Consider the following 20,788-nt stretch of genomic DNA (forward strand, 5'->3'; position numbering starts at 1 on the left):
AGTGATCGTGCCCCGATTCGGCTTTGGGGAAACACCGGCGGCGGTCGTCGACGCCGCCCGCACCGGCGACTTCTCGCAAGACGACACGAGGCGGCCCGGCCAATGGGCCGGACCGCCTCGCGTCGAGCGGGAGCTAGTTACATCATCGGCGGCATGAGAACCGTGTCGATGAGGTAGACGTTCGCGTTCGCCGTCTGCACGTTGCCGCAGACGAGGTTGGCGTCGTTGACCTTCAGCGCGTCGTAGACGCCGGTGACGTCGACGTCCTGGCCCTCGACGGTCTTGTTCATGCCGTCGAGATCGGCGGGAGTCACGCGTCCCGGAACGACGTGGTAGGTCAGGACCTTGGTCAGCAGCGGGGCGTCGGTCTTGAGCTTCTCGACCGTGGCGGCCGGGAGCTTCGCGAACGCCGCGTCGGTCGGGGCGAACACGGTGAACTCACCGCCGTTGAGGGTGTCGACGAGGTTGACGTCGGGGTTGAGCTTGCCGGAGACCGCCTTGGTCAGCATGGTCAGAACCGGGTTGTTCGATGCGGCCGTCGCGACGGGGTCCTTGGCCATGCCGGCCACGGAACCCGGTCCGCTGGGCACGGTCTCGACGTAACCGGCGCAGCCCGTGCCGAACGGGCCGGGAGGCGGCTCGGCGCCTGCGACACCCGTCGAGGTCAGGAGTCCAGCCGTGGCGAGCGCGGCGATCGATGCGCCGGTGAGGGCCTGCTTGGTCTTGGTGCCGATCTTCATGGGTGGAGCCTTTCGTTGAACGGGTGGAGCGTGTGGTGCGGGGGTCACGGACGGCGCCCGGATGCGAGCACGGGGATGGGTGCACCCGAGCGCCGTCCGCGAGATCACGGGGTCACGGGGACCCCGGAGGTCTTACTTGGCAGGCGGCATCAGAACGGTGTCGACCATGTACACGGTCGCGTTGGCGGTCTTGACGCCACCGCACACCAGGCCGGACTGGTCGAACTTGAGGGCTTCGCCCTCGCCGGTCACGGTGACCTCGCCACCCTCGACGGTCTTGTGCTTGCCCGCGACCTGCGAGGGGCTCAGCTGACCGGGGATGACGTGGTAGGTGAGGATGCTGCTCAGCAGCGGTGCATCGGTCTTCAGCTTCTCGAGGGTGGCCGGGTCGATCTTGGCGAACGCGTCGTCGGTCGGCGCGAGGACCGTGAACTCACCACCGTTGAGGGTGTCGACCAGGTTGACGCCCGGGTTCAGCTTGCCGGACACGGCCGACGTCAGGGTCTTGAGCATCGGGTTGTTGGAGGCGGCGGTCGCGACCGGGTCCATCGCCATGCCCGCAACGGAGCCGGGACCACTGGGAACCTGCTCGGCGTACGCGGCGCAGCTGGCGCCCACCAGGTCGGCGGCCGGATCGGCCATGGCGGAACTCGAGGGAGCGGCCGAGGAGGAACTGCTGCTGACGACGCTCGAGGAGACGCTGCTCGCGCTGCTGGAAGCGTCGGTGGCGGTCTCGCTCGAACACGCGGCGACGGTCAGGACCGCCACTGCGCTCAGGCCTGCGGCGGCGGCGGCCCTGCGATGAGCTCTGTTCATGTCGTGTGCACTCCAATGTGTCTGGGACGGCGGTGTCGCCGCCCAAGGTCGTTGACGCGTGGGATTCGGGGTGACGCGGGACACGGATGGGTCACGGCGCCGCGCGTCACATTCGCGTCACATTTCGGCCGGTCGTCCGGGCGCGGCACAATGGACGGGTGAGCACCGACCGTCTGCGCGTGCTGGTGCTGGGTAGCACCGGGTCCATCGGCACCCAGGCGCTGGAGGTGATCGCCGCGAACCCGGACCGCTTCGAGGTCGTGGGCCTCGCCGCGGGTGGCGGCAATGCCGACCTGCTCGACCGGCAGCGCGCCGAGACCGGCGTCACCGACGTCGCCGTCGCCGATCCCGCGGCGGCCGAGCGGATCGGCGACGTCACCCACGTCGGGCCGGACGCCGCGACGCGGCTGGTCGAGGACTGCGAGGCCGACGTCGTGCTCAACGCGCTCGTCGGCGCGCTGGGGCTACGACCGACGCTGGCCGCCCTCGCGTCGGGGGCGCGTCTCGCACTCGCCAACAAGGAGTCACTGGTCGCGGGCGGTCCGCTGGTGTTGAAGGCCGCCGCGCCCGGGCAGATCGTCCCGGTCGACTCGGAGCACTCGGCGCTGGCGCAGTGTCTGCGCGGCGGCACCGCCGACGAGGTCGCCCGCCTGGTGCTGACGGCGTCGGGCGGACCGTTTCGCGGGTGGTCGGCCGACGACCTCGAGTCCGTCACGCCCGAGCAGGCCGGCGCGCACCCCACCTGGGCGATGGGCCCCATGAACACGCTGAACTCGGCGTCGCTGGTCAACAAGGGCCTCGAACTGATCGAGACGAATCTCCTGTTCGGCATCCCGTACGACCGCATCGACGTCGTCGTCCACCCGCAGTCGATCGTGCACTCCATGGTCACGTTCTGCGACGGGTCGACCATCGCGCAGGCCAGCCCGCCCGACATGAGACTTCCCATCGCGCTGGCCCTGGGCTGGCCCGCCCGCGTCCCCGGCGCGGCGAGCGCCTGCGACTGGAGCACCGCGTCGACCTGGCACTTCGAGCCCGTCGACGACGCCGTGTTCCCGGCGATCGACCTGGCTCGGCACGCGGGAACCGGAGGCGGGTGCCTCACCGCGGTCTACAACGCCGCGAACGAGGAGGCCGCCGCCGCCTTCCTCGCCGGGCGGATCGGCTTCCCGGCGATCGTGCGGACCATCGGTGACGTGTTGCACGCCGCAGGTCAGTGGGCCGCGGAACCGGCTACCGTGGACGACGTACTCGACGCACAGGACTGGGCCCGCGACCGGGCACGCCGCGCCCTCGGCGCCCAGGCCGGCACCACACAGGAGGTTTTGGGAACCCGATGATGTTCGCAACGGGCATCGTGCTGTTCGCACTGGCCATCCTCGTCTCGGTGGCCCTGCACGAATGCGGTCACATGTGGGCCGCGCGGGCGACCGGCATGAAGGTGCGTCGCTACTTCGTCGGCTTCGGGCCCACCGTCTGGTCGACCATGCGGCCCAACCGGCTGGGCCAGACGGAGTACGGCATCAAGGCCGTCCCGCTCGGCGGCTTCTGCGACATCGCGGGCATGACCGCCGTCGAGGAACTCGCGCCCGAGGACACCCGGTACGCGATGTACCGGCAGAAGGTGTGGAAGCGCGTCGCCGTCCTGTTCGCCGGACCCGGCATGAACTTCATCATCGGGCTCGTCCTCATCTACGGCATCGCGATCGCCTGGGGCCTGCCCAACCTGAACCAGCCCACCAATGCGATGGTCGGCGAAACCGCTTGTGTCGCAAGCCAGGTCACGAAGGATCGGGTAGACGAGTGCGCGGGCCCCGGCCCTGCCGCGCTGGCGGGCATCCAGGCCGGTGACGTCGTCACCAGGGTCGGCGACACCGACGTCGCCAACTTCGACGAGTTGGTGGCCGCGGTGCGCAAGCTCGACGGCCCGACTGCGTTCACCGTCGAGCGCGACGAGAACGGCACCGCGCGCGAGTTCACCACCACCGTCGACGTCACGTCCACGCAGCGGTTCACGAGCAAGGACGCCGCCGAGCCCACCCGGGTCGGCGCCGTCGGCATCGCTCCCGCGACGTTCGGGCCGACGCAGTACAACCCGTTGTCTGCGGTGCCCGCGACGTTCGCGTTCACCGGCGACCTCGCGGTCGAGCTGGGCAAGTCGCTCGCCAAGATCCCCACCAAGATCGGTGCGCTGTTCGACGCCATCGGTGGCGGCGAGCGCGACAAGGAGACGCCGATCAGCGTGGTCGGCGCCAGCATCATCGGCGGGGACACCGTCGACCACGGCGTGTGGGTGATGTTCTGGTTCTTCCTGGCCCAGCTGAACTTCGTCCTCGGCGCGATCAACCTGCTGCCGCTGCTGCCGTTCGACGGCGGCCACATCGCGATCGCCACGTTCGAGAAGCTGCGGAACATGTTCCGCAGCGCGAGGGGGATGGTGGCCGCCGGACCGGTCAACTACCTCAAGTTGATGCCCGCCACCTACGTCATCCTCGTCGTGGTGGGCGCATACATGCTGTTGACGGTCACCGCCGACCTGGTCAACCCCATCAGGATCTTCCAGTAGGAGCTGCCGTGACCACGTCCATCGGATTGGGCATGCCGGCACCGCCGGCTCCCACCCTCGCGCCGCGCCGCAAGACCCGCCAGCTCATGGTGGGCGACGTCGGCGTCGGCAGCGACCACCCCATCGCCGTGCAGTCGATGTGCACCACCAAGACCCACGACATCAACGCGACGCTGCAGCAGATCGCCGAGCTGACGGCGTCGGGCTGCGACATCGTGCGGGTGGCCTGCCCCCGGCAGGAGGACGCCGATGCGCTGCCTGCCATCGCGAAGAAGGCGAACATCCCGGTGATCGCCGACATCCACTTCCAGCCGAAGTACATCTTCGCCGCGATCGACGCGGGGTGCGCGGCGGTCCGCGTCAACCCCGGCAACATCAAGGAGTTCGACGGCCGGGTCAAGGAGGTCGCCAAGGCGGCCGGAGCCGCGGGCATCCCCATCCGCATCGGCGTCAACGCCGGCTCGCTCGACCCCCGGCTGATGAAGAAGTACGGCAAGGCGACCCCGGAGGCGCTCGTCGAGTCGGCGCTGTGGGAGGCGTCGCTGTTCGAGGAGCACGGCTTCGGCGACATCAAGATCAGCGTCAAGCACAACGACCCGGTCATCATGGTCGCCGCCTACGAGATGCTCGCCGAGAAGTGCGACTACCCGCTGCACCTCGGCGTCACCGAGGCCGGTCCCGCCTTCCAGGGCACCATCAAGTCGGCCGTCGCGTTCGGTGCGCTGCTGTCCAAGGGCATCGGCGACACGATCCGCGTCTCGCTGTCCGCGCCGCCGGTCGAGGAGATCAAGGTCGGCAACCAGATCCTCGAGTCGCTGAACCTGCGCCCCCGCGGTCTCGAGATCGTGTCGTGCCCGTCCTGCGGGCGCGCCCAGGTCGACGTCTACACCCTCGCCAACGAGGTGAGCGCCGGCCTGGAGGGCATGGACGTCCCGCTCCGCGTGGCGGTCATGGGCTGCGTCGTCAATGGACCCGGCGAGGCGCGCGAGGCCGACCTCGGCGTCGCGTCCGGCAACGGCAAGGGCCAGATCTTCGTGCGCGGCGAGGTGATCAAGACCGTGCCCGAGTCGATGATCGTCGAGACGCTGATCGAGGAGGCCATGCGGATCGCCGAGGAATCGAACACCGGCTCGGGTCCGGAGGCAAGTGCCAGCGGTTCGCCGGTGGTGACCGTAAGCTGAAGAGGACCCTGTGAGCCGGGTCACCGCACGCCGCTGAACGTCGCACGTCCGTCGAAAGAAGCACCATGTCGGCTCCTCCGCTCTTCCGCCTCGCCGACGAGCGCCGCGTCACCGTGGTGCGCGACGCCGCAGCGGTGCGCCGGGTGTTCGCCGACGACCCGGTGGGTTCCTGCATGGTGGCGTCCCGCGTCGCCGACCACGGGGTGGATCCGACGGCCATCGGCGGCGAACTCTGGACCCGCCGGGAGCCGGGGGAATCGCTCTGCTTCGCCGGCGCGAACCTGATCCCGTTGCGCGGCAGCGCATCCGACGTCACCGCCTTCGCCGACAAGGCCATGAGTTCGCCGCGGCGGTGCTCGTCGCTGGTGGGGCACGCCGAGCTGGTGCTGCCCATGTGGGAACGGCTCGAGGGCGCGTGGGGAACGGCGCGGGACGTCCGCGACGACCAGCCGCTCATGGCGCTCGACCGCGACCCGCAGTGCGCGGTCGACGCGCACGTGCGACCCGTGCGGATGGACGAACTCGACGCCTACCTCGTCGCCGCCATCGACATGTTCATCGGAGAGGTCGGCATCGACCCCCGGCTCGGCGACGGCGGCCGCGGCTACCGCAGGCGTGTCGCCGGGCTGATCGCCGCCGGACGCGCATGGGCGCGGTTCGAACGCGGCGAGGTGGTGTTCAAGGCCGAGGTCGGCTCGCAATCACCCGACGTCGGACAGATCCAGGGCGTCTGGGTGCACCCCGACTGGCGCGGCCGCGGGATCGGCGCCGCCGGCACGGCCACCCTCGCCGGTGCGGTGGTCCGCGGCGGCCGCATCGCGAGCCTGTACGTCAACGCATTCAACGCCGTGGCCCGCGCCACTTACGACCGGATCGGCTTCCTTCAGGTCGGCACGTTCGCGACCGTCCTGCTCGACTGAGGTCTTCGGCTCGGCCCGGCCGCTCGAGTGTGAAACTGACGACGCGACACGCCGGTGAGGCGTCGCAGGATTCACTCTCGGCGGGCCGCACGGCGGACGACCGCGCGATCTCGCCCGGATCAACACCCGATCACGGACCGATCTCGACGACGCCGGTGCGCCTCCGCCCAAACCGTGAGTCACACTCTTAACATCAGCCTCAATGGCATCGCTAACCTCATTCGTATCACGGGCAGCCGCGTTGCTGACGGTCACCGTCCTCGCCGCTAGCGCGCTCGGAGCGTGCACGCCCAAGCCGCAGGGCCCCGAGCCCACCGCAGAGGCGTTCTTCGCCGCACTCGCGACGGGCGACACCGCCCGGGCCGCCGACCTCGCCGACAAGCCCGCCGACGCGCGCGCCGCGCTCAACGAGGCGTGGAAGGGGTTGCAGGCGACCGCACTCGACGCCCAGGTGATCGGCTCCCGCTACGCCGAGGACACCGGCAGCATCACCTACCGCTACACGTGGCACCTGCCCAAGGACCGCACGTGGACCTATGACGGCCAACTCAACATGGTCCGCGACGAGGGCCGCTGGGAGGTCCGGTGGAGCGCCGCGGGCCTGCACCCCAGCCTCGGCGAGCACCAGATGTTCGCCCTGCGGTCCGACCCGCCGCGACGGGCGTCGGTCAACGAGCACGGCGGCAGCGACGTCCTCGTCCCGGGTTACCGGTACGGCTACGGCCTCGATGCCAGGGCAGCCGCCGGCGACCTGATGGCCACCGCCACCGCCGTCGCGGACGCCCTGCGCCCGTTCGACCCCGCCATGGACGCGCAGCGGCTCGCGGAGACGGCCAGTTCGTCCACCCGGCCGCTGAACCTGGTCACCCTGAATCAGGCAGACCACGATCGCGTGCAGGCGTTGATCGGCAACCGGCCCGGCGTCGTCGTCACGCCGCAGCCCGACCTGATCGCGACCGACGACCGGTTCGCGCCGGCCATCATCGACCAGGTCAAGAAGTCGGTCACCGACCAGGTGAACGGCGAGGCCGGCTGGCGGATCGTCAGCATCAACCAGAACGGCGCCGAGGTCGACGTCCTCAACGAGGTCGCCGGTGCGCCCGCCCCGTCGATCACGATCAGCCTGGACCGAGCGGTCCAAAACGCTGCGCAGGACGCGGTGAACATGGTGGGCCGGAAGGCGATGATCGTCGCCATCAAGCCGTCGACGGGGGAGATCCTCGGCGTGGCGCAGAACGCGGCCGCGGACGCCGACGGTCCCACCGCGACCATGGGCCTCTACCCGCCGGGGTCCACGTTCAAGATCGTCACCGCCGGCGCCGCGATCGACCGCGACATGGCCACGCCCAACACACTTCTCGGCTGCCCCGGCCAGCTCGACATCGGCCACCGGACGGTGCCCAACTACGGGGGTTTCGACCTCGGCACCGTGCCGCTGTCGCGGGCCTTCGCCAGTTCCTGCAACACCACGTTCGCCGAACTGGCCAGCAAGATGCCCCCGCGGGGGCTGACCGCGGCCGCCGCCCAGTACGGCATCGGTCCGGACTACGTCGTCGACGGCATCACGACCGTCACCGGTTCGGTCCCTCCTACCGTGAACCTCGCCGAGCGCACCGAGGACGGCTTCGGCCAGGGCAAGGTGCTGGTGAGCCCGTTCGGCATGGCGCTCGTCGCCGCCACCGTGGCCGCGGGCAAGACGCCGGTGCCGCAGCTCATCGAAGGCCGGAACACGGCGATCGAGGATGCGGGAGCACCGATCTCGCCGAAGATGATCGACGGGCTCCGCCCGATGATGCGACTGGTCGTCACCAACGGCACCGCGAAGGACCTCAACGGCGTGGGCGACGTGCGGGGCAAGACCGGTGAGGCGGAGTTCGAGGGCGGCTCACACGCCTGGTTCGCCGGGTACCGGGGCGACCTGGCCTTCGCGGCGCTCATCGTGGGCGGCGGCAGTTCGGAGTACGCCGTGCGGATGACCAGGGACATGCTGAACGGCTTGCCGCCCGACTACCTCGCCTGAGCCGACCGGCACCGGACGCCCGGCGGTAACGTTGACGTCCTGATGAACGGGATGGACGCGAACGGGATGGATGGCGACGCCGCGCACATGCAGGTGGCCGTCGGCGCCGACGGGCTACGCATATCGGACGCCGACCGCAACGGGACGCTGCGCCGCCTCCACAACGCGGTGGCGCTGGGCCTCATCGACATCGACGAGTTCGAGGAGCGTTCGGCGGCCGTCGGTCGCGCCCGGCTGCAGTCCGAACTCGCCGCACTCGTCGGCGACCTTCCCGGCCCCGGGGCGATCGTGACCACGGCCACCGACCGCGTCGAACTGCGCGGCGTCCTGGGATCGCTGAAGCGCCACGGCGAATGGGTGGTCCCAACCCGGCTGGCGCTGGTGCGCCGCATGGGGTCGATCGACCTCGACCTCACCCGGGCGCGCTTCGCCGGCCCCATCGTCGTCATCGAACTCGACATGAAGTTCGGCTCGGTGGACATCCGGCTCCCCGAGGGCGCGAGCGCGTCGATCGACGATCTCGAGGTCATCGTCGGCAGCGCGCGCGACCACCGCAAGGACGCGCCCGCCGAGGGCAGGCCACACGTCGTGCTCACCGGGCGCAGCGTCTGCGGATCGGTCGACATCCGTGGCCCCCGCCGTGCGGGGATCGGCCGCCTGCGCCGCGGTTAACGGGGCGCGAGCACCGCGAACGTCAGCGTGGCCCGCGCCGCGAGCCGGTCGCGGCCGGCGTCGAACACGTCGACCGCGGTGACGATCAGGCGTCTCCCCGCCCGGACGACCGTGGCCTCGGCCCTGGCCGGCCCGTCGATGATCGGGGCGAGGAAGTGCACGTTCATGTCCGCGGTCGTGACGTCGCAGCCCGCGACGTCACCCGCGAGTCGTCCCGCGGCGATGTCGATGAGCGTGGCGACCAGCCCGCCCTGGATGGCGCCACGCACGTTGACGAGGTCGGGCCGGTTGTCCATCTCGATGACGAGTCGCTCGGCACCTTTCGCCAGGGACTGCTCCACGTCGCGCATGCCCAGCCGCCGCAGCAGGTGTTCCTGATCACTCACCGCCCGACGGTAACACCATTACCGCAGCTCGTGACCCGCTGGCGTCGGCGTCCGTCAGCAGACTGATTAGGCTGGTCGAATGGCTGTTCGCACCGCCCTCCGTTCCGGCGAGTTGTCCCCGACGCTGCACGTCCCCGCCTCCATCGACCGTCCCGAATACGCGTGGAAGTCGACCGTCCGCGAGGGCTCGGAGCCATGGGTGCAGTCACCCGACGTGATCGAGCGGATGCGCGTCGCCGGCCGCATCGCCGCCAACGCGCTGGCCGAGGCGGGCCGCGCCGTCGCACCCGGCGTCACCACGGACGCACTCGACCGCATCGCGCACGAGTACATGGTCGACCACGGCGCGTACCCGTCCACGCTGGGCTACAAGGGCTTCCCCAAGTCCTGCTGCACGTCGCTCAACGAGGTCATCTGCCACGGCATCCCCGACTCGACGGTCGTCGAGGACGGCGACATCGTCAACATCGACGTCACCGCGTTCATCGACGGCGTCCACGGTGACACCAATGCCACCTTCCTCGCCGGCGACGTGTCCGAGGAACACCGCCTCCTCGTCGAACGCACCCACGAGGCCACGATGCGCGCCATCAAGGCGGTCAAGCCCGGCCGGGCGCTGTCCGTCGTCGGCCGCGTCATCGAGTCGTACGCGAATCGGTTCGGCTACAACGTCGTTCGCGACTTCACCGGCCACGGCATCGGCACCACCTTCCACAACGGGCTCGTCGTCCTGCACTACGACCAGCCCGAGGTCGACACGATCCTCGAGCCCGGAATGACGTTCACCATCGAGCCGATGATCAATCTCGGCGCGCTGGACTACGAGATCTGGGACGACGGCTGGACCGTCGCGACGCGCGACAAGAAGTGGACCGCGCAGTTCGAGCACACCCTCGTGGTCACCGACGACGGCGCAGACGTCCTCACGCTGGCGGACTGACACCCGTGGGCGGCCCAGGCATCCGCGTGCTCGCACTGGTGGCCGCGGTCGCGGTGCTCGCCGGATGCGGGACCGCCGTCGAGGGGACGGCGACGTGGCCGGGCGCGCGACTCGACCGGGGCGTGCTGGGCGCGGCGGACTTCCCGCCCGGCGTCGGGTACGACGTCGTGGAGGACGCGCCCGCCGAGTCCGACGGTCCCGGTGGGCCACCGGCGATGCTGTCGGAGCCCCGCGGTTGCGCCAACGGACTGACCGAGGTCATCGCCGCGTCCGCCGAGCGCGGACCGGGCAGCGCGGTGCGATACGTGGTGACCTACGACGGGGCCCGCATCCTCGTCACGGTGCTGTCCTGGCCGCTCGATCTCGACGGCCTCGCCGCGGAGGCGGACCGCTGCGACGCCTTCGAGGCGTACTTCGACCCGACGTCGCCGGGCATACCGATGACGACGACCGCGTTGCCCACGCCGCGGCCCGACGCGCTGGCCTACCGCCAGACGATGCGGCTGGGTGGCGCCGAGAGCAGCGTCTACTTCTGGTTCGGCAACGTCGGAGCGTCGGCGGTCTTCGCGGTGGCGTTCCCGACGCCCAACCCGACGATCGGCGTCAAAGCCGAATTGCCGCAGACGTTTATGGACGTCGCCGTCACCCAGACCGACCGCTTGGGAGGCGCCTGACCGTCGGGTGCGAGAGCGGTGCGGAGCCCGGGAAATCGGCCCCCCACATGATCAATCCCTGTAGCGTTGGCTGATGCCTTCGTCAGTGCTCACCGTCGACGGGTTCGCCGCGACCGTCGACGTCTCCGGCCCCGAACAGGGGTCGGTGGTGGTGCTGCTCGGCGCGGCCAATCAGGGCCCGTCGGCCTACGAGGGCGTGTGTCAGCGCCTGCACACGGCCTCGCTCAAGACCATCGTCATCGCGCCCGATCCGCGGCTGTCGGCCAAGGTCGTGGTGAGCATCCTCGACGCGTTGGGCGTCCGCTGGGCGTTGCTCGTCGGCGACCGCATCGGCGGGGAACTCGCCTGGGAACTCGCGGCGACGCGGCTGGACCGCTTCATCGGTCTGGTGGTCGTCGACAGGGGACACCCGTGCGTCACCGATCAGGCCGGCATCGTCCGCGATGCGGACTGCCCGCCGGTCGAGGTCAACGTCACCGCCCTCGTCAGTTCGCCGGCGGCGAAGGCCGTGGCGCGGGCGAGTCAGCGCTTCGTCTACGGCGACTACCGACTGGTGGAATTGCTCGGCCGGCGTAACGCCCACGAGTCCACGGCGCAGTTGGCCGCCGAGATCGTGATGCGCACCAGTACCTGGTAGCGATTCACCGCCGAGCGCGGCGGGCCACCGACAGCGCGGCGGCGCCCTGGCCGATCAACAGCCAGAATCCAGACCTGGGCAGCACGGCCGCGCCGATGACGCCCATCGCCGTCAGCCCCGCACCGATGGGCACCACCGCTCCGTCGGTCGCCCGTGCACCACGAAGCGCAGCACCCACGGTCCCGATCGCCGCGCCCGACGTCAGGAACCACAGCGCCACCTCGCGCCGGTGCCGCTCGGCCGCCGGGAGGTCGGCGTTCTCCACCGCGTCCACGAGGCCGTCGCGCGCAATCCCCGCCAGCTGGCGGCGGTAGAGCCACGCCCCCAGCAGATCGTGCCCGATGCCCGTGGCGACGGCAGCCGTGCCGATGCGCGTCAATGCTCGGGATGGGTGAACTGCCATGGGAACTCCTCCGAGTTAGGCTCCATACGCCACCGTATGGAACTCGGACCATACGGTACCGTACGGGCCATGCCGACGAAAGGCCCATCGGGCACCGTCACCCGTGCCGACTGGGCGGCAGCGGCCCTGGTCGCACTGCGGGCGGGCGGGCCGTCGGCGGTGCGGGTGGAGGCCATCGCCCGCACGTTGGGCGTGTCGAAGGGATCGTTCTACTGGCACTTCGCCGACCGGCGCGAGCTGCTGGAGACGGCGATCGCGGCCTGGGAAGCAGAGAGCACCGAGGCGATCATCGCCGAATCCGAGCGTGGCGAGGACGCTGCGGACAAGTTGCGTCGCCTCGTGTCACGCGTGACGCGCAGCTTCGACGGTGACGTGGCCCCGGGCGAGCTGATGCTGTACCTCGAGGCCGAGCGCGAGGGCGTGCGGGAGTCGGTGGAACGGGTGGTGGACCGTCGGCTCGACTACGTGGCGGCCCTGCTGGTGGAACTGGGCCACGACGAGGCGGAGGCACAGCGCCGTGCGGCGCTCGCGATCACCGTCGTCGTGGGCGCCTATCAGCTCGTGATCGGCGCACCGGGTCCGATGTCGCGACGGTCGCTGTCGCACGGTGCATTCGCCGACACTCTGTTCGGTGCACTGACCCGGTGACCGTCGCTCACGCCCCGTCGACGACGACCTCTTCGCCGGACGCGGTGACCTCGACCTGCTTGATCGGACCGGTGAACCACTTCTTCACCGATGCGTGCCAGTACACGTAGAGCAGGATCAGCACGCCGCCGACGAGCAACGGGGTGTAGTTGACGAACTTCCACTCGAACGCGTCACCCCACGGCACGCCGCCCGACGACGTCGGGAACATGGCGATGATCGACGTCACGACGATCTCGATCACGGCGACCGGTGCCATCCAGCGATGGTGCCCGCGCAGGTTCCACTTGCCGACCGGGAAGTCGTCACCGGCACGCCAGCGCAGGTAGATCGGCACGGCGAAGCAGAGGTACAGGCCGACCACGCCGATGGACACCACCGCGAAGAACGCGACCGGGACGGGCGCGCCGTTGATGTCGACCTCGACGAGCGCGGGCAGCGTGATGATCATGGCCAGCACCGCCGTCACGATGACGCCGTTGGCCGGGATCTTGTTCTTGCTGACCTTGGACCACAGCTGGTGGCCCGGCACCGCACGGTCGCGGCTGAACGCGAAGAGCATGCGAGACGAGCTGGTCTGGCACGCCGTGGTGCAGAACAGCTGGCCGGCCGTCGAGATGAGCAGCACGACGCCGACCCACGGCGAGTCCATCGCCTGAGCGAAGATGCCCGCCACCGCGCCGCCACCCGCGGACACCGCGTCGGAGTCGTTGACGGCGAACAGGAACGTCAGCAGCAGGATCCAGCCACCGATCGCGGAGTAGAAGATCGACCGCCAGATGCCCTTGGCCGCACCGTCGGCCGCACTCTTGGTCTCCTCGGACAGGTGCGCCGAGGCGTCGTACCCGGTGATCGTGTACTGGGTCAGGATCGCCGAGATCGGCAACACCAGCAGGAGGAAGCCGATGCCGGAGGTCTCCCCGCCGAACATGCCGCTGTTGTTGATGGTCTTGGCGAACACGTCGCCGAAGCTGGCGTGCTGCTCGGGGACCAGCCACAGGATTCCGATGACCGCCGACGCGCCCGCGACGTGCCACCACACCGAGACGTTGTTGATGACGGCCAGCAGGTGCGACGAGAAGATGTTGACCGTCGCCGACAGCGCCAGGATGACGACGAAGATGATGAACGTCCTCGTCAGGCTGTAGCCCGCCAGCCACGTCTCGCTGAACGTGCCGAGGGTCAGGTCGAGGAACGTCGCGGCGCCGTAGGCCACCGACGCCAGGATCGCGATCAGGCCGATCAGGTTGAGCCAGCCCGTGTAGAAGCCGGCCTTGGGCCCGCCCAGTTTGGCTGCCCACCAGTAGATTCCGCCGGACGTCGGGAACGCGGACACCAGCTCGGACATGCAGAGCCCGATGATGAGGATGAAGATCGAGACGATCGGCCAGCCCCAGGCGATGGCGGCGGGGCCGCCGTTGTTCCAGCCCAGGCCGAAGGACGTGAAGCAGCCCGCCAGGATCGAGATGATCGAGAACGAGATGGCGAAGTTGCTGAATCCCGACCAGGACCGGTTCAGCTCCTGGGTGTAACCCAGCGACGCGAGGTGCTTCTCGTCGTCGTCCAGTAATTCGTGACCCTCTGGCACGGTGGTACTCCTTCTCCAGAGCGCTAGCTCATCGGGGCCGGTCCTTGACGCGGCTCACTGCCTAGGCAGAATAGGACCGCATTGGTCGGCTGTCCTACCTTTGGCGGTGACAGTCGTGTAAATCTGGAGGAGATTCGCCGGAGCGTCGGCGGTCCAATGGTTGAATTTCCGGCACGTCCGATGAGGGAGAGCCAATGACGCCCAGCACGAACCCCCGCCCCGGCATGCTCCCGCAAAGCGAGCTGGAGCGCTTGATCGCCGATGGCGAGGTGGACACCGTGATCGTGGGCTTCACCGACATGCAGGGCCGGCTCATCGGCAAACGCATCTCGGCACGGCTCTTCGTCGACGACGTCGCCGCCCACGGCGCCGAGTGCTGCAACTACCTGCTCGCCGTCGACGTCGACAACAACACCGTCGACGGGTACGCGATCTCGAGCTGGGAGACCGGATACGGCGACATGGTGATGACGCCGGACTTCTCGACGCTGCGGTTGCTGCCCTGGCAGCCCGCCACGGCGCTGGTCATGGCCGACCTGTCGTGGACCGACGGCACCCCCGTCCTGCAGGCGCCGCGCACCATCCTGCGGACCCAGCTCGACCGGCTCGCCGAGCGCGGCATGGGTGCCGTCGCCGCCACCGAACTCGAGTTCATGGTGTTCGACGACTCGTACCGCGACGCCTGGAAGGCCGACTACCGCCACCTGACCGCCGCCACCGACTACAACATCGACTACGCGATGCTGGCGTCGACGCGGATGGAGCCGCTGCTGCGCGACATCCGCCGCGGCATGGAGGGCGCGGGCATGTACTGCGAGGGCGTCAAGGGGGAGTGCAACCTCGGTCAGCAGGAGATCGGCTTCCGCTACGACGAGGCCCTGGTCACCTGCGACAACCACACGATCTACAAGAACGGCGCCAAGGAGATCGCCGACCAGCACGGCAAGAGCCTGACGTTCATGGCGAAGTTCGACGAGCGCGAGGGCAACAGCTGCCACATCCACATCTCGTTCCGCGGGGAGGACGGCTCCGCCGTGTTCGCCGACGAGGACGACGAACTGGGCATGTCGGCGATGTTCCGCAGCTTCATCGCGGGCCAACTCGCCACGCTGCGTGAGTTCAGCCTCTTCTACGCCCCGAACGTCAACTCCTACAAGCGGTTCGCCGACGGTAGCTTCGCGCCCACGGCCGTCGCGTGGGGGATGGACAACCGCACGTGCTCACTGCGCGTGGTCGGCCACGGACCCGGCATGCGCATGGAGTGCCGCGCGCCCGGCGGCGACGTCAACCAGTACCTCGCCGTCGCCGCGCTGATCGCCGGTGGACTGCACGGCATCGACCAGGGACTCGAGCTGCCGGAGATGACGCAGGGCAACGCGTACACCTCTGGCGCCGAGCGCCTTCCGACCTCGCTCGCCGAGGCGACCGAGCTGCTCGACGGCTCCACCATCGCGCGAGCGGCCTTCGGCGACGACGTGGTGGACCACTACCTCAACTACGCGCGCGTCGAACTCAAGGCCTTCGGCGCGGCCGTCACGGACTGGGAGAGGCGACGTGGCTTCGAGCGCCTCTGAGCGGCACGTCCGCCCGGTCGTCGGTCTGACCACCTATCTGCAGCAGGCCGCGACCGGCGTGTGGGACGTCAAGGCCAGCTTCCTGCCCGCCATCTACATCGAGGGCGTCACGCTCGCAGGGGGCATCGCCACCCTGCTGCCGCCGCAGCCGGTCGACGAGTCGATCGTCGAGCGCGTCCTCGACGGACTGGACGGGCTGGTCGTCACCGGCGGCAAGGACGTCGACCCCGCCGCCTACGGGCAGGCCGCCCACCCGACCACCGACGATCCCGCCCGCGACCGCGACGCGTGGGAGTTCGCGTTGCTCCGCGGCGCCCTGGCGCGACGCCTGCCGGTGCTCGGAATCTGCCGTGGCGCACAGGTTCTGAACGTGGCACTCGGTGGGACGCTGCACCAGCACCTGCCCGACGTGCTCGGGCACTCCCGGCACCAGGCGGGCAACGCCGTGTTCACCACCTCGTCGGTGCGCACCGTGCCGGGGACCAGGCTCGCCGAGCTGATCGGCGAGTCGTCGGACGCGCAGTGCTACCACCACCAGGCGATCGACCGGCTCGGCGACGGACTGGTCGTCTCCGCCCAGGACGGCGTCGACGGCGTGATCGAGGCGGTCGAACTCGATCGCGCCACGCACCCGGACACCTGGACGCTCGCCGTGCAGTGGCATCCCGAGGAGCGGCTCGACGATCTGAGGCTGTTCGCCGGCGTGGTGCACGCCGCGGCCGCATATGCAGGAGAAGGAGTTCGATGACAGGCACCACCAGCACGCTGATCAACCCGGCGACCGAGGAGGTGCTGCGCACCGTCGAGCAACTCGACGTCCCGGCCGTCGACGACGCCATCGCCCGCGCGGCGGCTGCCCAGAAGCGCTGGGCCAGACTCGCTCCCGCGGAGCGTGCCGCCGGGTTGCGGGCGTTCGCCGCGACGGTCGACGCGCACGTCGACGAACTCGCCGCGCTCGAGGTGGCCAACTCGGGACACCCCATCGGCAACGCGGAGTGGGAGGCGGGCCACGTCCGCGACGTCCTGCAGTTCTACTCGGGCAGCCCGGAACGGTTGTCCGGCCAGCAGATCCCGGTCGCCGGTGGGCTCGACGTGACCTTCCACGAACCGCTCGGGGTGGTCGGCGTCATCACGCCGTGGAACTTCCCGATGACGATCGCCGCCTGGGGATTCGCCCCGGCGTTGGCGGCGGGCAACGCGGTCGTGCTCAAGCCGGCCGAGTGGACACCCCTGACCACCATCCGGCTCGGCGAACTCGCCGTCGAGGCGGGTCTGGACCCGGACCTCTTCCAGGTGCTGCCCGGCCGCGGTTCGGTGGTCGGCGAGCGCTTCGTCACCCACGAGGGCGTCCGCAAGATCGTGTTCACCGGCTCCACCGAGGTCGGCACGCGTGTCATGGCGGGCGCGGCGGCGCAGGTCAAGCGCGTCACCCTCGAACTCGGCGGCAAGAGCGCGAACATCGTGTTCGACGACTGCGACCTGGAGCGGGCCGCGGCCACCGCGCCGTACGGGGTCTTCGACAACGCAGGCCAGGACTGCTGCGCTCGCAGCCGAATCTTGGTGCAGCGCAACGTGTACGACAGGTTCATGGAGCTGCTCGAGCCGGCGGTCAAGGGCGTCGTGGTCGGCGACCCGACCGAACGCGGCACCGAGATGGGTCCGCTGGTCGCCAAGCCGCACTGGGAGTCGGTGTCGTCCTACGTGCCGGATGACGCACCGGTCGCCTTCCGCGGATCGGCTCCCTCGGGTGCCGGCTACTGGTTCGCGCCGACGGTGCTCACCCCGGCGCGCACCGACCGCACCGTGACCGACGAGATCTTCGGTCCGGTCGTGACGGTGCTGCCCTTCGACGACGAGGCCGATGCCATCGCCCTGGCCAACGACACGCCCTACGGACTGTCCGGGTCCATCTGGAGTGAGAACCTGTCGCGCGCCATGCGGGTGTCCCGGGCGGTCGAGGCGGGCAACCTCAGCGTCAACTCGCACAGCTCGGTGCGCTACACCACGCCGTTCGGCGGCTTCAAGCAGTCCGGTCTGGGCCGGGAGCTGGGACCCGATGCACCGCTGCACTTCACCGAGACTAAGAACGTCTTCTTCGCCATCTCAGAGAGCACCTAGAAAGGACATGATGGATCTGACTCAGCGCCTTGCCGGCAAGGTGGCAGTCATCACCGGCGGCGCCAGCGGGATCGGCCTAGCGACGGCGAAGCGGATGCGCGCCGAGGGCGCCACCATCGTCATCGGTGACATCGACCCGACGGCGGGCAAGTCCGTCGCCGACGACCTCAACGGCACCTTCGTCGCCGTCGACGTGTCCGACCAGGTCGCGGTCGACGCGCTGTTCGACACCGCCGCCGACACCCACGGCTCGGTGGACATCGCCTTCAACAACGCGGGCATCAGTCCGCCGGAGGACGACCTGATCGAGAACACCGGGATCGACGCGTGGGACCGGGTGCAGGACATCAACCTCAAGTCGGTGTTCTTCTGCTGCAAGGCCGCACTGCGGCACATGGTGCCGGCGCAGAAGGGCTCGATCATCAACACCGCGTCGTTCGTGGCGGTGAACGGGTCGGCGACTTCGCAGATCTCGTACACCGCGTCCAAGGGCGGGGTGTTGGCGATGTCCCGCGAACTCGGAATCCAGTACGCGCGCCAGGGTATTCGCGTCAACGCGCTCTGCCCCGGCCCGGTGAACACCCCGCTGCTGCAGGAGCTGTTCGCCAAGGATCCCGAGCGGGCGGCCCGGCGGCTGGTGCACGTGCCGATGGGCCGGTTCGCGGAGCCCGAGGAGCTCGCCGCGGCGATCGCCTTCCTGGCCAGTGACGACGCCTCGTTCATCACCGGATCGACGTTCCTGGTCGACGGTGGCATCACCGGCCACTACGTGACACCGCTGTAGACGCCATGACCACCGCACCGGACCCGCAGCCGGCATCCGAGCGCCCCGACGCGAAGGCGCCGGCATCGGATCTGCTGCGTCCGGTGCGGTTGGGCAACGCGTTCGAGGACACCGTGGCGCGGCTGCTCGAGACCATCCGCCTCGGAGTGCTCGCGCCGGGGGAGTCGCTGCCCCCGGAACGGGTACTGGCGACGCGGCTCGGGGTCAGCCGCGACACGGTGCGCGAGGCCATCAAGTCGCTCGCCGACGCGGGCTACCTGGTGTCCCGGCGCGGCCGCTACGGCGGTACGTTCCTCGCCGAGGAGTTGCCGACACCACGCGCCGACGGCATCCGGTTCGACCGCGCCGACATCGACGACGCCCTGCGGCTGCGAGAGATCCTCGAGGTCGGCGCGGCGCGGATGGCCGCCAGCCGCACGCTGACCGCCACCGAGCGCGAGACCCTGTGGAGCAGGCTGTGCGACGTCCGCGGCGCCGCGCCGGAGGACTACCGCCGCCTGGACTCCCGGCTGCACCTCGCGATCGCCGAGGCGGCGGGCGCACCGTCGCTGGTGCCGCTGGTCGCGGCCAACCGGATGCGCATCAACGAACTGCTCGACCAGATTCCGCTGCTGTCGCTGAACATCGCCCACTCCGACGAGCAGCACGAGGCCATCGTGATGGCGATCCTCGCCGGTGACGGCGACGGGTCCGCCGAGGTGATGGCCGCGCACGTGTGGGGCTCGGCGGCGCTGCTGCACGGCTTCCTCGACTGACGACCCCTTCGGCGAGCGTGCGCTTTGTCGGGTCCGCAAGCGGCGTGTCGCCCGCAGACACGCACGCTCGCCGGAGGTCGGCAGCGGCTAGATTGCACGTCGTGGAGGACGAGTCGGCGGTGGAGCGGGCGGCGTCGGCGCTCGCCGACGTCGACACCGCCGGGTGGGCGCGGCGCTTCGACCTGCTGTCCGACCCGCACCGCCTCGAGATCCTGCTCGGGCTGCACCGTGCGCCCGGCATCCGCGTCGGTGACCTCGCGGCGGCGCTGCACCGCTCGGAGAACGCGGTGTCGCAGGCGCTGCGCGTGCTGCGCGAGCAGGGTTGGGTGACCAGCACCCGGCAGGGCAGATCGGTGACCTACCGGTTGGCCGACGAGACGGTGCACGACCTGTTGCACTGGATCGGCGCGCGCCACGGTTGAGCGCGGCGTTCTCGTCGAAAGCCGTCCGTCGGCGGCGGGTGTGCGCAACAGTCGTCGAGATGACCACTGCAGAGGATCGAGAGGCCGATCGGGCACTCAAGGCCCGGCACCGGGCACTCTGGGCGTCCGGTGACTACCCGGCTGTGGCATCGGAGCTGATTCCCGAGCTGGGCGGTGACCTGGTGCACGCGTGTGGGATCGGGGCCGGCGACCGCGTGCTCGACGTCGCCGCGGGCGCGGGCAACGCCGCCATCCCGGCGGCGGTGGCCGGTGCCGTGGTGACTGCGAGCGATCTGACGCCCGAACTCTTCGCCGCGGGCCGCACGGCGGCAGCCGCTCGCGGTGTCGACCTGGAGTGGACGGAGGCCGACGCGGAGGCGCTGCCGTTCGCGGACGACGCGTTCGACGTCGTGATGTCCTGTGTCGGCGTGATGTTCGCGCCGCACCATCGGGCCGCCGCCGACGAGATGGTGCGAGTGTGCCGCCCGGGCGGGACGATCGGGATGATCAACTGGACACCCGGCGGTTTCATCGGTCGACTGTTCGCCACGATCAAGCCGTACGCACCTCCGCCACCGGCGGGCGCGAGTCCGCCGCCACTGTGGGGCGACGAGGACCACGTGCGGGAACTGTTCGGCGATCGGGTGAGCGCCCTGACGATGCGTGCCAGGACGGTGCGACTCGATCACTGCGCCGACGCGCTGGAATTTCGTGAGTACTGGAAGCGCAACTACGGCCCGACCATCGCGGCCTACGGGTTCATCGCCGACGACGCGGACCGGGTGGCGGCACTGGATCGTGACTTCCTCGCCTTCCTCACCGAGTGGCAGCAGGACGACGGCGCCTGGGAGGCCGAGTATCTGGTGGTCACCGCGACCGCCCGCTGAACGCCTCCGACTGACATCTGTTCACGTGGACAGATGTCGAGGAGTGCGCCTACGCTC

General features: G+C 69.8%; 22 protein-coding genes. 17 read left to right on the plus strand and 5 right to left on the minus strand.

The features are described 5' to 3' along the window. Positions 1-137: 137 nt before the first annotated feature. Together G6N64_RS17040 and G6N64_RS17045 are read right to left on the minus strand one after the other, a co-directional pair. On the minus strand, positions 138-740 hold the full coding sequence (locus G6N64_RS17040) for a fasciclin domain-containing protein (protein WP_163798106.1): 603 nt from the start codon (positions 738-740) through the stop codon (positions 138-140). Positions 741-872: 132 nt separating this feature from the next. Further along, the gene (locus G6N64_RS17045; protein WP_163798107.1) at positions 873-1,556 is read right to left on the minus strand and encodes a fasciclin domain-containing protein; all 684 of its coding nucleotides are present in this window, start codon (positions 1,554-1,556) and stop codon (positions 873-875) included. Between the two features lie 158 nt (positions 1,557-1,714). Between G6N64_RS17045 and dxr the strand changes: the two genes are divergently transcribed. The 6 genes from dxr (at position 1,715) to G6N64_RS17075 (ending at position 8,915) form a co-directional block, all read left to right on the plus strand. Then, positions 1,715-2,896, plus strand: coding sequence for a 1-deoxy-D-xylulose-5-phosphate reductoisomerase (dxr, locus tag G6N64_RS17050; RefSeq protein ID WP_246230685.1), 1,182 nt, complete (start codon positions 1,715-1,717; stop codon positions 2,894-2,896). Next, the gene (locus G6N64_RS17055) at positions 2,893-4,122 is read left to right on the plus strand and encodes a M50 family metallopeptidase (RefSeq protein ID WP_163798109.1); all 1,230 of its coding nucleotides are present in this window, start codon (positions 2,893-2,895) and stop codon (positions 4,120-4,122) included. Before dxr ends, G6N64_RS17055 begins: the two co-directional genes overlap by 4 nt. Positions 4,123-4,154: 32 nt before the next feature. Continuing rightward, complete coding sequence (gene ispG, locus G6N64_RS17060) at positions 4,155-5,303, plus strand: flavodoxin-dependent (E)-4-hydroxy-3-methylbut-2-enyl-diphosphate synthase (protein WP_163801885.1); 1,149 nt, start codon at positions 4,155-4,157, stop codon at positions 5,301-5,303. Positions 5,304-5,368: 65 nt separating this feature from the next. Beyond that, entirely contained in the window at positions 5,369-6,223 is an 855-nt protein-coding gene (locus tag G6N64_RS17065; protein ID WP_163798110.1) for a GNAT family N-acetyltransferase, read from the plus strand. A 202-nt stretch (positions 6,224-6,425) separates the two neighbouring features. Beyond that, positions 6,426-8,243, plus strand: coding sequence for a penicillin-binding transpeptidase domain-containing protein (locus tag G6N64_RS17070; RefSeq protein ID WP_163798111.1), 1,818 nt, complete (start codon positions 6,426-6,428; stop codon positions 8,241-8,243). An 87-nt stretch (positions 8,244-8,330) separates the two neighbouring features. Next, positions 8,331-8,915 carry a DUF1707 SHOCT-like domain-containing protein gene (locus tag G6N64_RS17075; RefSeq protein ID WP_163801886.1) on the plus strand — a complete coding sequence of 195 codons (585 nt, stop codon included), beginning with the start codon at positions 8,331-8,333 and terminating at the stop codon, positions 8,913-8,915. Here the strand turns inward: G6N64_RS17075 and G6N64_RS17080 are convergent. Beyond that, a complete protein-coding gene (locus G6N64_RS17080) occupies positions 8,912-9,265 on the minus strand; it encodes a PaaI family thioesterase (protein WP_163801887.1) in 354 nt (117 codons plus the stop codon). The two genes, G6N64_RS17075 and G6N64_RS17080, sit on opposite strands and share 4 nt — an antisense overlap. A gap of 115 nt (positions 9,266-9,380) precedes the next feature. Here G6N64_RS17080 and map point away from each other — a divergent pair, with 115 nt between their 5' ends. The 3 genes from map to G6N64_RS17095 all read left to right on the plus strand — a co-directional run bounded on the left by map (position 9,381) and on the right by G6N64_RS17095 (position 11,552). Then, complete coding sequence (gene map, locus G6N64_RS17085; protein WP_163798112.1) at positions 9,381-10,241, plus strand: type I methionyl aminopeptidase; 861 nt, start codon at positions 9,381-9,383, stop codon at positions 10,239-10,241. 5 nt (positions 10,242-10,246) lie between these two features. Continuing rightward, entirely contained in the window at positions 10,247-10,915 is a 669-nt protein-coding gene (locus tag G6N64_RS17090) for a hypothetical protein (protein ID WP_246230686.1), read from the plus strand. A gap of 73 nt (positions 10,916-10,988) precedes the next feature. Next, positions 10,989-11,552, plus strand: coding sequence for an alpha/beta fold hydrolase (locus G6N64_RS17095; RefSeq protein WP_163798113.1), 564 nt, complete (start codon positions 10,989-10,991; stop codon positions 11,550-11,552). Between the two features lie 4 nt (positions 11,553-11,556). Here G6N64_RS17095 and G6N64_RS17100 read toward each other — a convergent pair whose 3' ends face one another. Beyond that, a complete protein-coding gene (locus G6N64_RS17100) occupies positions 11,557-11,955 on the minus strand; it encodes a DUF6463 family protein (RefSeq protein ID WP_163798114.1) in 399 nt (132 codons plus the stop codon). Positions 11,956-12,024: 69 nt separating this feature from the next. Between G6N64_RS17100 and G6N64_RS17105 the strand changes: the two genes are divergently transcribed. Next, complete coding sequence (locus tag G6N64_RS17105; RefSeq protein ID WP_163798115.1) at positions 12,025-12,603, plus strand: TetR/AcrR family transcriptional regulator; 579 nt, start codon at positions 12,025-12,027, stop codon at positions 12,601-12,603. Positions 12,604-12,610: 7 nt separating this feature from the next. Here G6N64_RS17105 and G6N64_RS17110 read toward each other — a convergent pair whose 3' ends face one another. Then, a complete protein-coding gene (locus tag G6N64_RS17110; RefSeq protein WP_163798116.1) occupies positions 12,611-14,191 on the minus strand; it encodes an amino acid permease in 1,581 nt (526 codons plus the stop codon). A 194-nt stretch (positions 14,192-14,385) separates the two neighbouring features. Here G6N64_RS17110 and G6N64_RS17115 point away from each other — a divergent pair, with 194 nt between their 5' ends. The 7 genes from G6N64_RS17115 (at position 14,386) to G6N64_RS17145 (ending at position 20,731) form a co-directional block, all read left to right on the plus strand. Continuing rightward, positions 14,386-15,765, plus strand: coding sequence for a glutamine synthetase family protein (locus tag G6N64_RS17115; protein ID WP_163798117.1), 1,380 nt, complete (start codon positions 14,386-14,388; stop codon positions 15,763-15,765). Next, a complete protein-coding gene (locus G6N64_RS17120; protein WP_197748277.1) occupies positions 15,746-16,513 on the plus strand; it encodes a gamma-glutamyl-gamma-aminobutyrate hydrolase family protein in 768 nt (255 codons plus the stop codon). The genes G6N64_RS17115 and G6N64_RS17120 overlap by 20 nt, the downstream gene beginning before the upstream one ends. After that, the gene (locus G6N64_RS17125) at positions 16,510-17,883 is read left to right on the plus strand and encodes an aldehyde dehydrogenase family protein (protein WP_163798118.1); all 1,374 of its coding nucleotides are present in this window, start codon (positions 16,510-16,512) and stop codon (positions 17,881-17,883) included. Before G6N64_RS17120 ends, G6N64_RS17125 begins: the two co-directional genes overlap by 4 nt. 7 nt (positions 17,884-17,890) lie before the next feature. Beyond that, positions 17,891-18,667 carry a 3-oxoacyl-ACP reductase gene (locus tag G6N64_RS17130; RefSeq protein ID WP_174266832.1) on the plus strand — a complete coding sequence of 259 codons (777 nt, stop codon included), beginning with the start codon at positions 17,891-17,893 and terminating at the stop codon, positions 18,665-18,667. 5 nt (positions 18,668-18,672) lie between these two features. Then, a complete protein-coding gene (locus tag G6N64_RS17135; protein WP_163798120.1) occupies positions 18,673-19,422 on the plus strand; it encodes a FadR/GntR family transcriptional regulator in 750 nt (249 codons plus the stop codon). A gap of 101 nt (positions 19,423-19,523) precedes the next feature. Continuing rightward, the gene (locus G6N64_RS17140; RefSeq protein WP_246230687.1) at positions 19,524-19,844 is read left to right on the plus strand and encodes an ArsR/SmtB family transcription factor; all 321 of its coding nucleotides are present in this window, start codon (positions 19,524-19,526) and stop codon (positions 19,842-19,844) included. A gap of 59 nt (positions 19,845-19,903) precedes the next feature. Then, positions 19,904-20,731 carry a class I SAM-dependent methyltransferase gene (locus tag G6N64_RS17145; RefSeq protein WP_163798122.1) on the plus strand — a complete coding sequence of 276 codons (828 nt, stop codon included), beginning with the start codon at positions 19,904-19,906 and terminating at the stop codon, positions 20,729-20,731. Positions 20,732-20,788: the final 57 nt, after the last annotated feature.

This window comes from Mycolicibacterium sediminis, assembly GCF_010731735.1.
Lineage (GTDB): Bacteria > Actinomycetota > Actinomycetes > Mycobacteriales > Mycobacteriaceae > Mycobacterium > Mycobacterium sediminis.

Bases quoted from the DNA above. Each gene is read 5' to 3' on its own strand.
- G6N64_RS17135 (WP_163798120.1), top strand. From the start codon at position 18,673: ATGACCACCGCACCGGACCCGCAGCCGGCATCCGAGCGCCCCGACGCG.
- G6N64_RS17045 (WP_163798107.1), bottom strand. From the start codon at position 1,556: ATGAACAGAGCTCATCGCAGGGCCGCCGCCGCCGCAGGCCTGAGCGCA.
- G6N64_RS17070 (WP_163798111.1), top strand. From the start codon at position 6,426: ATGGCATCGCTAACCTCATTCGTATCACGGGCAGCCGCGTTGCTGACG.
- G6N64_RS17115 (WP_163798117.1), top strand. From the start codon at position 14,386: ATGACGCCCAGCACGAACCCCCGCCCCGGCATGCTCCCGCAAAGCGAG.
- G6N64_RS17145 (WP_163798122.1), top strand. From the start codon at position 19,904: ATGACCACTGCAGAGGATCGAGAGGCCGATCGGGCACTCAAGGCCCGG.
- ispG (WP_163801885.1), top strand. From the start codon at position 4,155: ATGCCGGCACCGCCGGCTCCCACCCTCGCGCCGCGCCGCAAGACCCGC.
- G6N64_RS17130 (WP_174266832.1), top strand. From the start codon at position 17,891: ATGATGGATCTGACTCAGCGCCTTGCCGGCAAGGTGGCAGTCATCACC.
- G6N64_RS17105 (WP_163798115.1), top strand. From the start codon at position 12,025: ATGCCGACGAAAGGCCCATCGGGCACCGTCACCCGTGCCGACTGGGCG.
- G6N64_RS17075 (WP_163801886.1), top strand. From the start codon at position 8,331: ATGCAGGTGGCCGTCGGCGCCGACGGGCTACGCATATCGGACGCCGAC.
- G6N64_RS17065 (WP_163798110.1), top strand. From the start codon at position 5,369: ATGTCGGCTCCTCCGCTCTTCCGCCTCGCCGACGAGCGCCGCGTCACC.
- G6N64_RS17125 (WP_163798118.1), top strand. From the start codon at position 16,510: ATGACAGGCACCACCAGCACGCTGATCAACCCGGCGACCGAGGAGGTG.
- G6N64_RS17055 (WP_163798109.1), top strand. From the start codon at position 2,893: ATGATGTTCGCAACGGGCATCGTGCTGTTCGCACTGGCCATCCTCGTC.
- G6N64_RS17095 (WP_163798113.1), top strand. From the start codon at position 10,989: ATGCCTTCGTCAGTGCTCACCGTCGACGGGTTCGCCGCGACCGTCGAC.
- G6N64_RS17040 (WP_163798106.1), bottom strand. From the start codon at position 740: ATGAAGATCGGCACCAAGACCAAGCAGGCCCTCACCGGCGCATCGATC.
- G6N64_RS17080 (WP_163801887.1), bottom strand. From the start codon at position 9,265: ATGCGCGACGTGGAGCAGTCCCTGGCGAAAGGTGCCGAGCGACTCGTC.
- G6N64_RS17100 (WP_163798114.1), bottom strand. From the start codon at position 11,955: ATGGCAGTTCACCCATCCCGAGCATTGACGCGCATCGGCACGGCTGCC.
- map (WP_163798112.1), top strand. From the start codon at position 9,381: ATGGCTGTTCGCACCGCCCTCCGTTCCGGCGAGTTGTCCCCGACGCTG.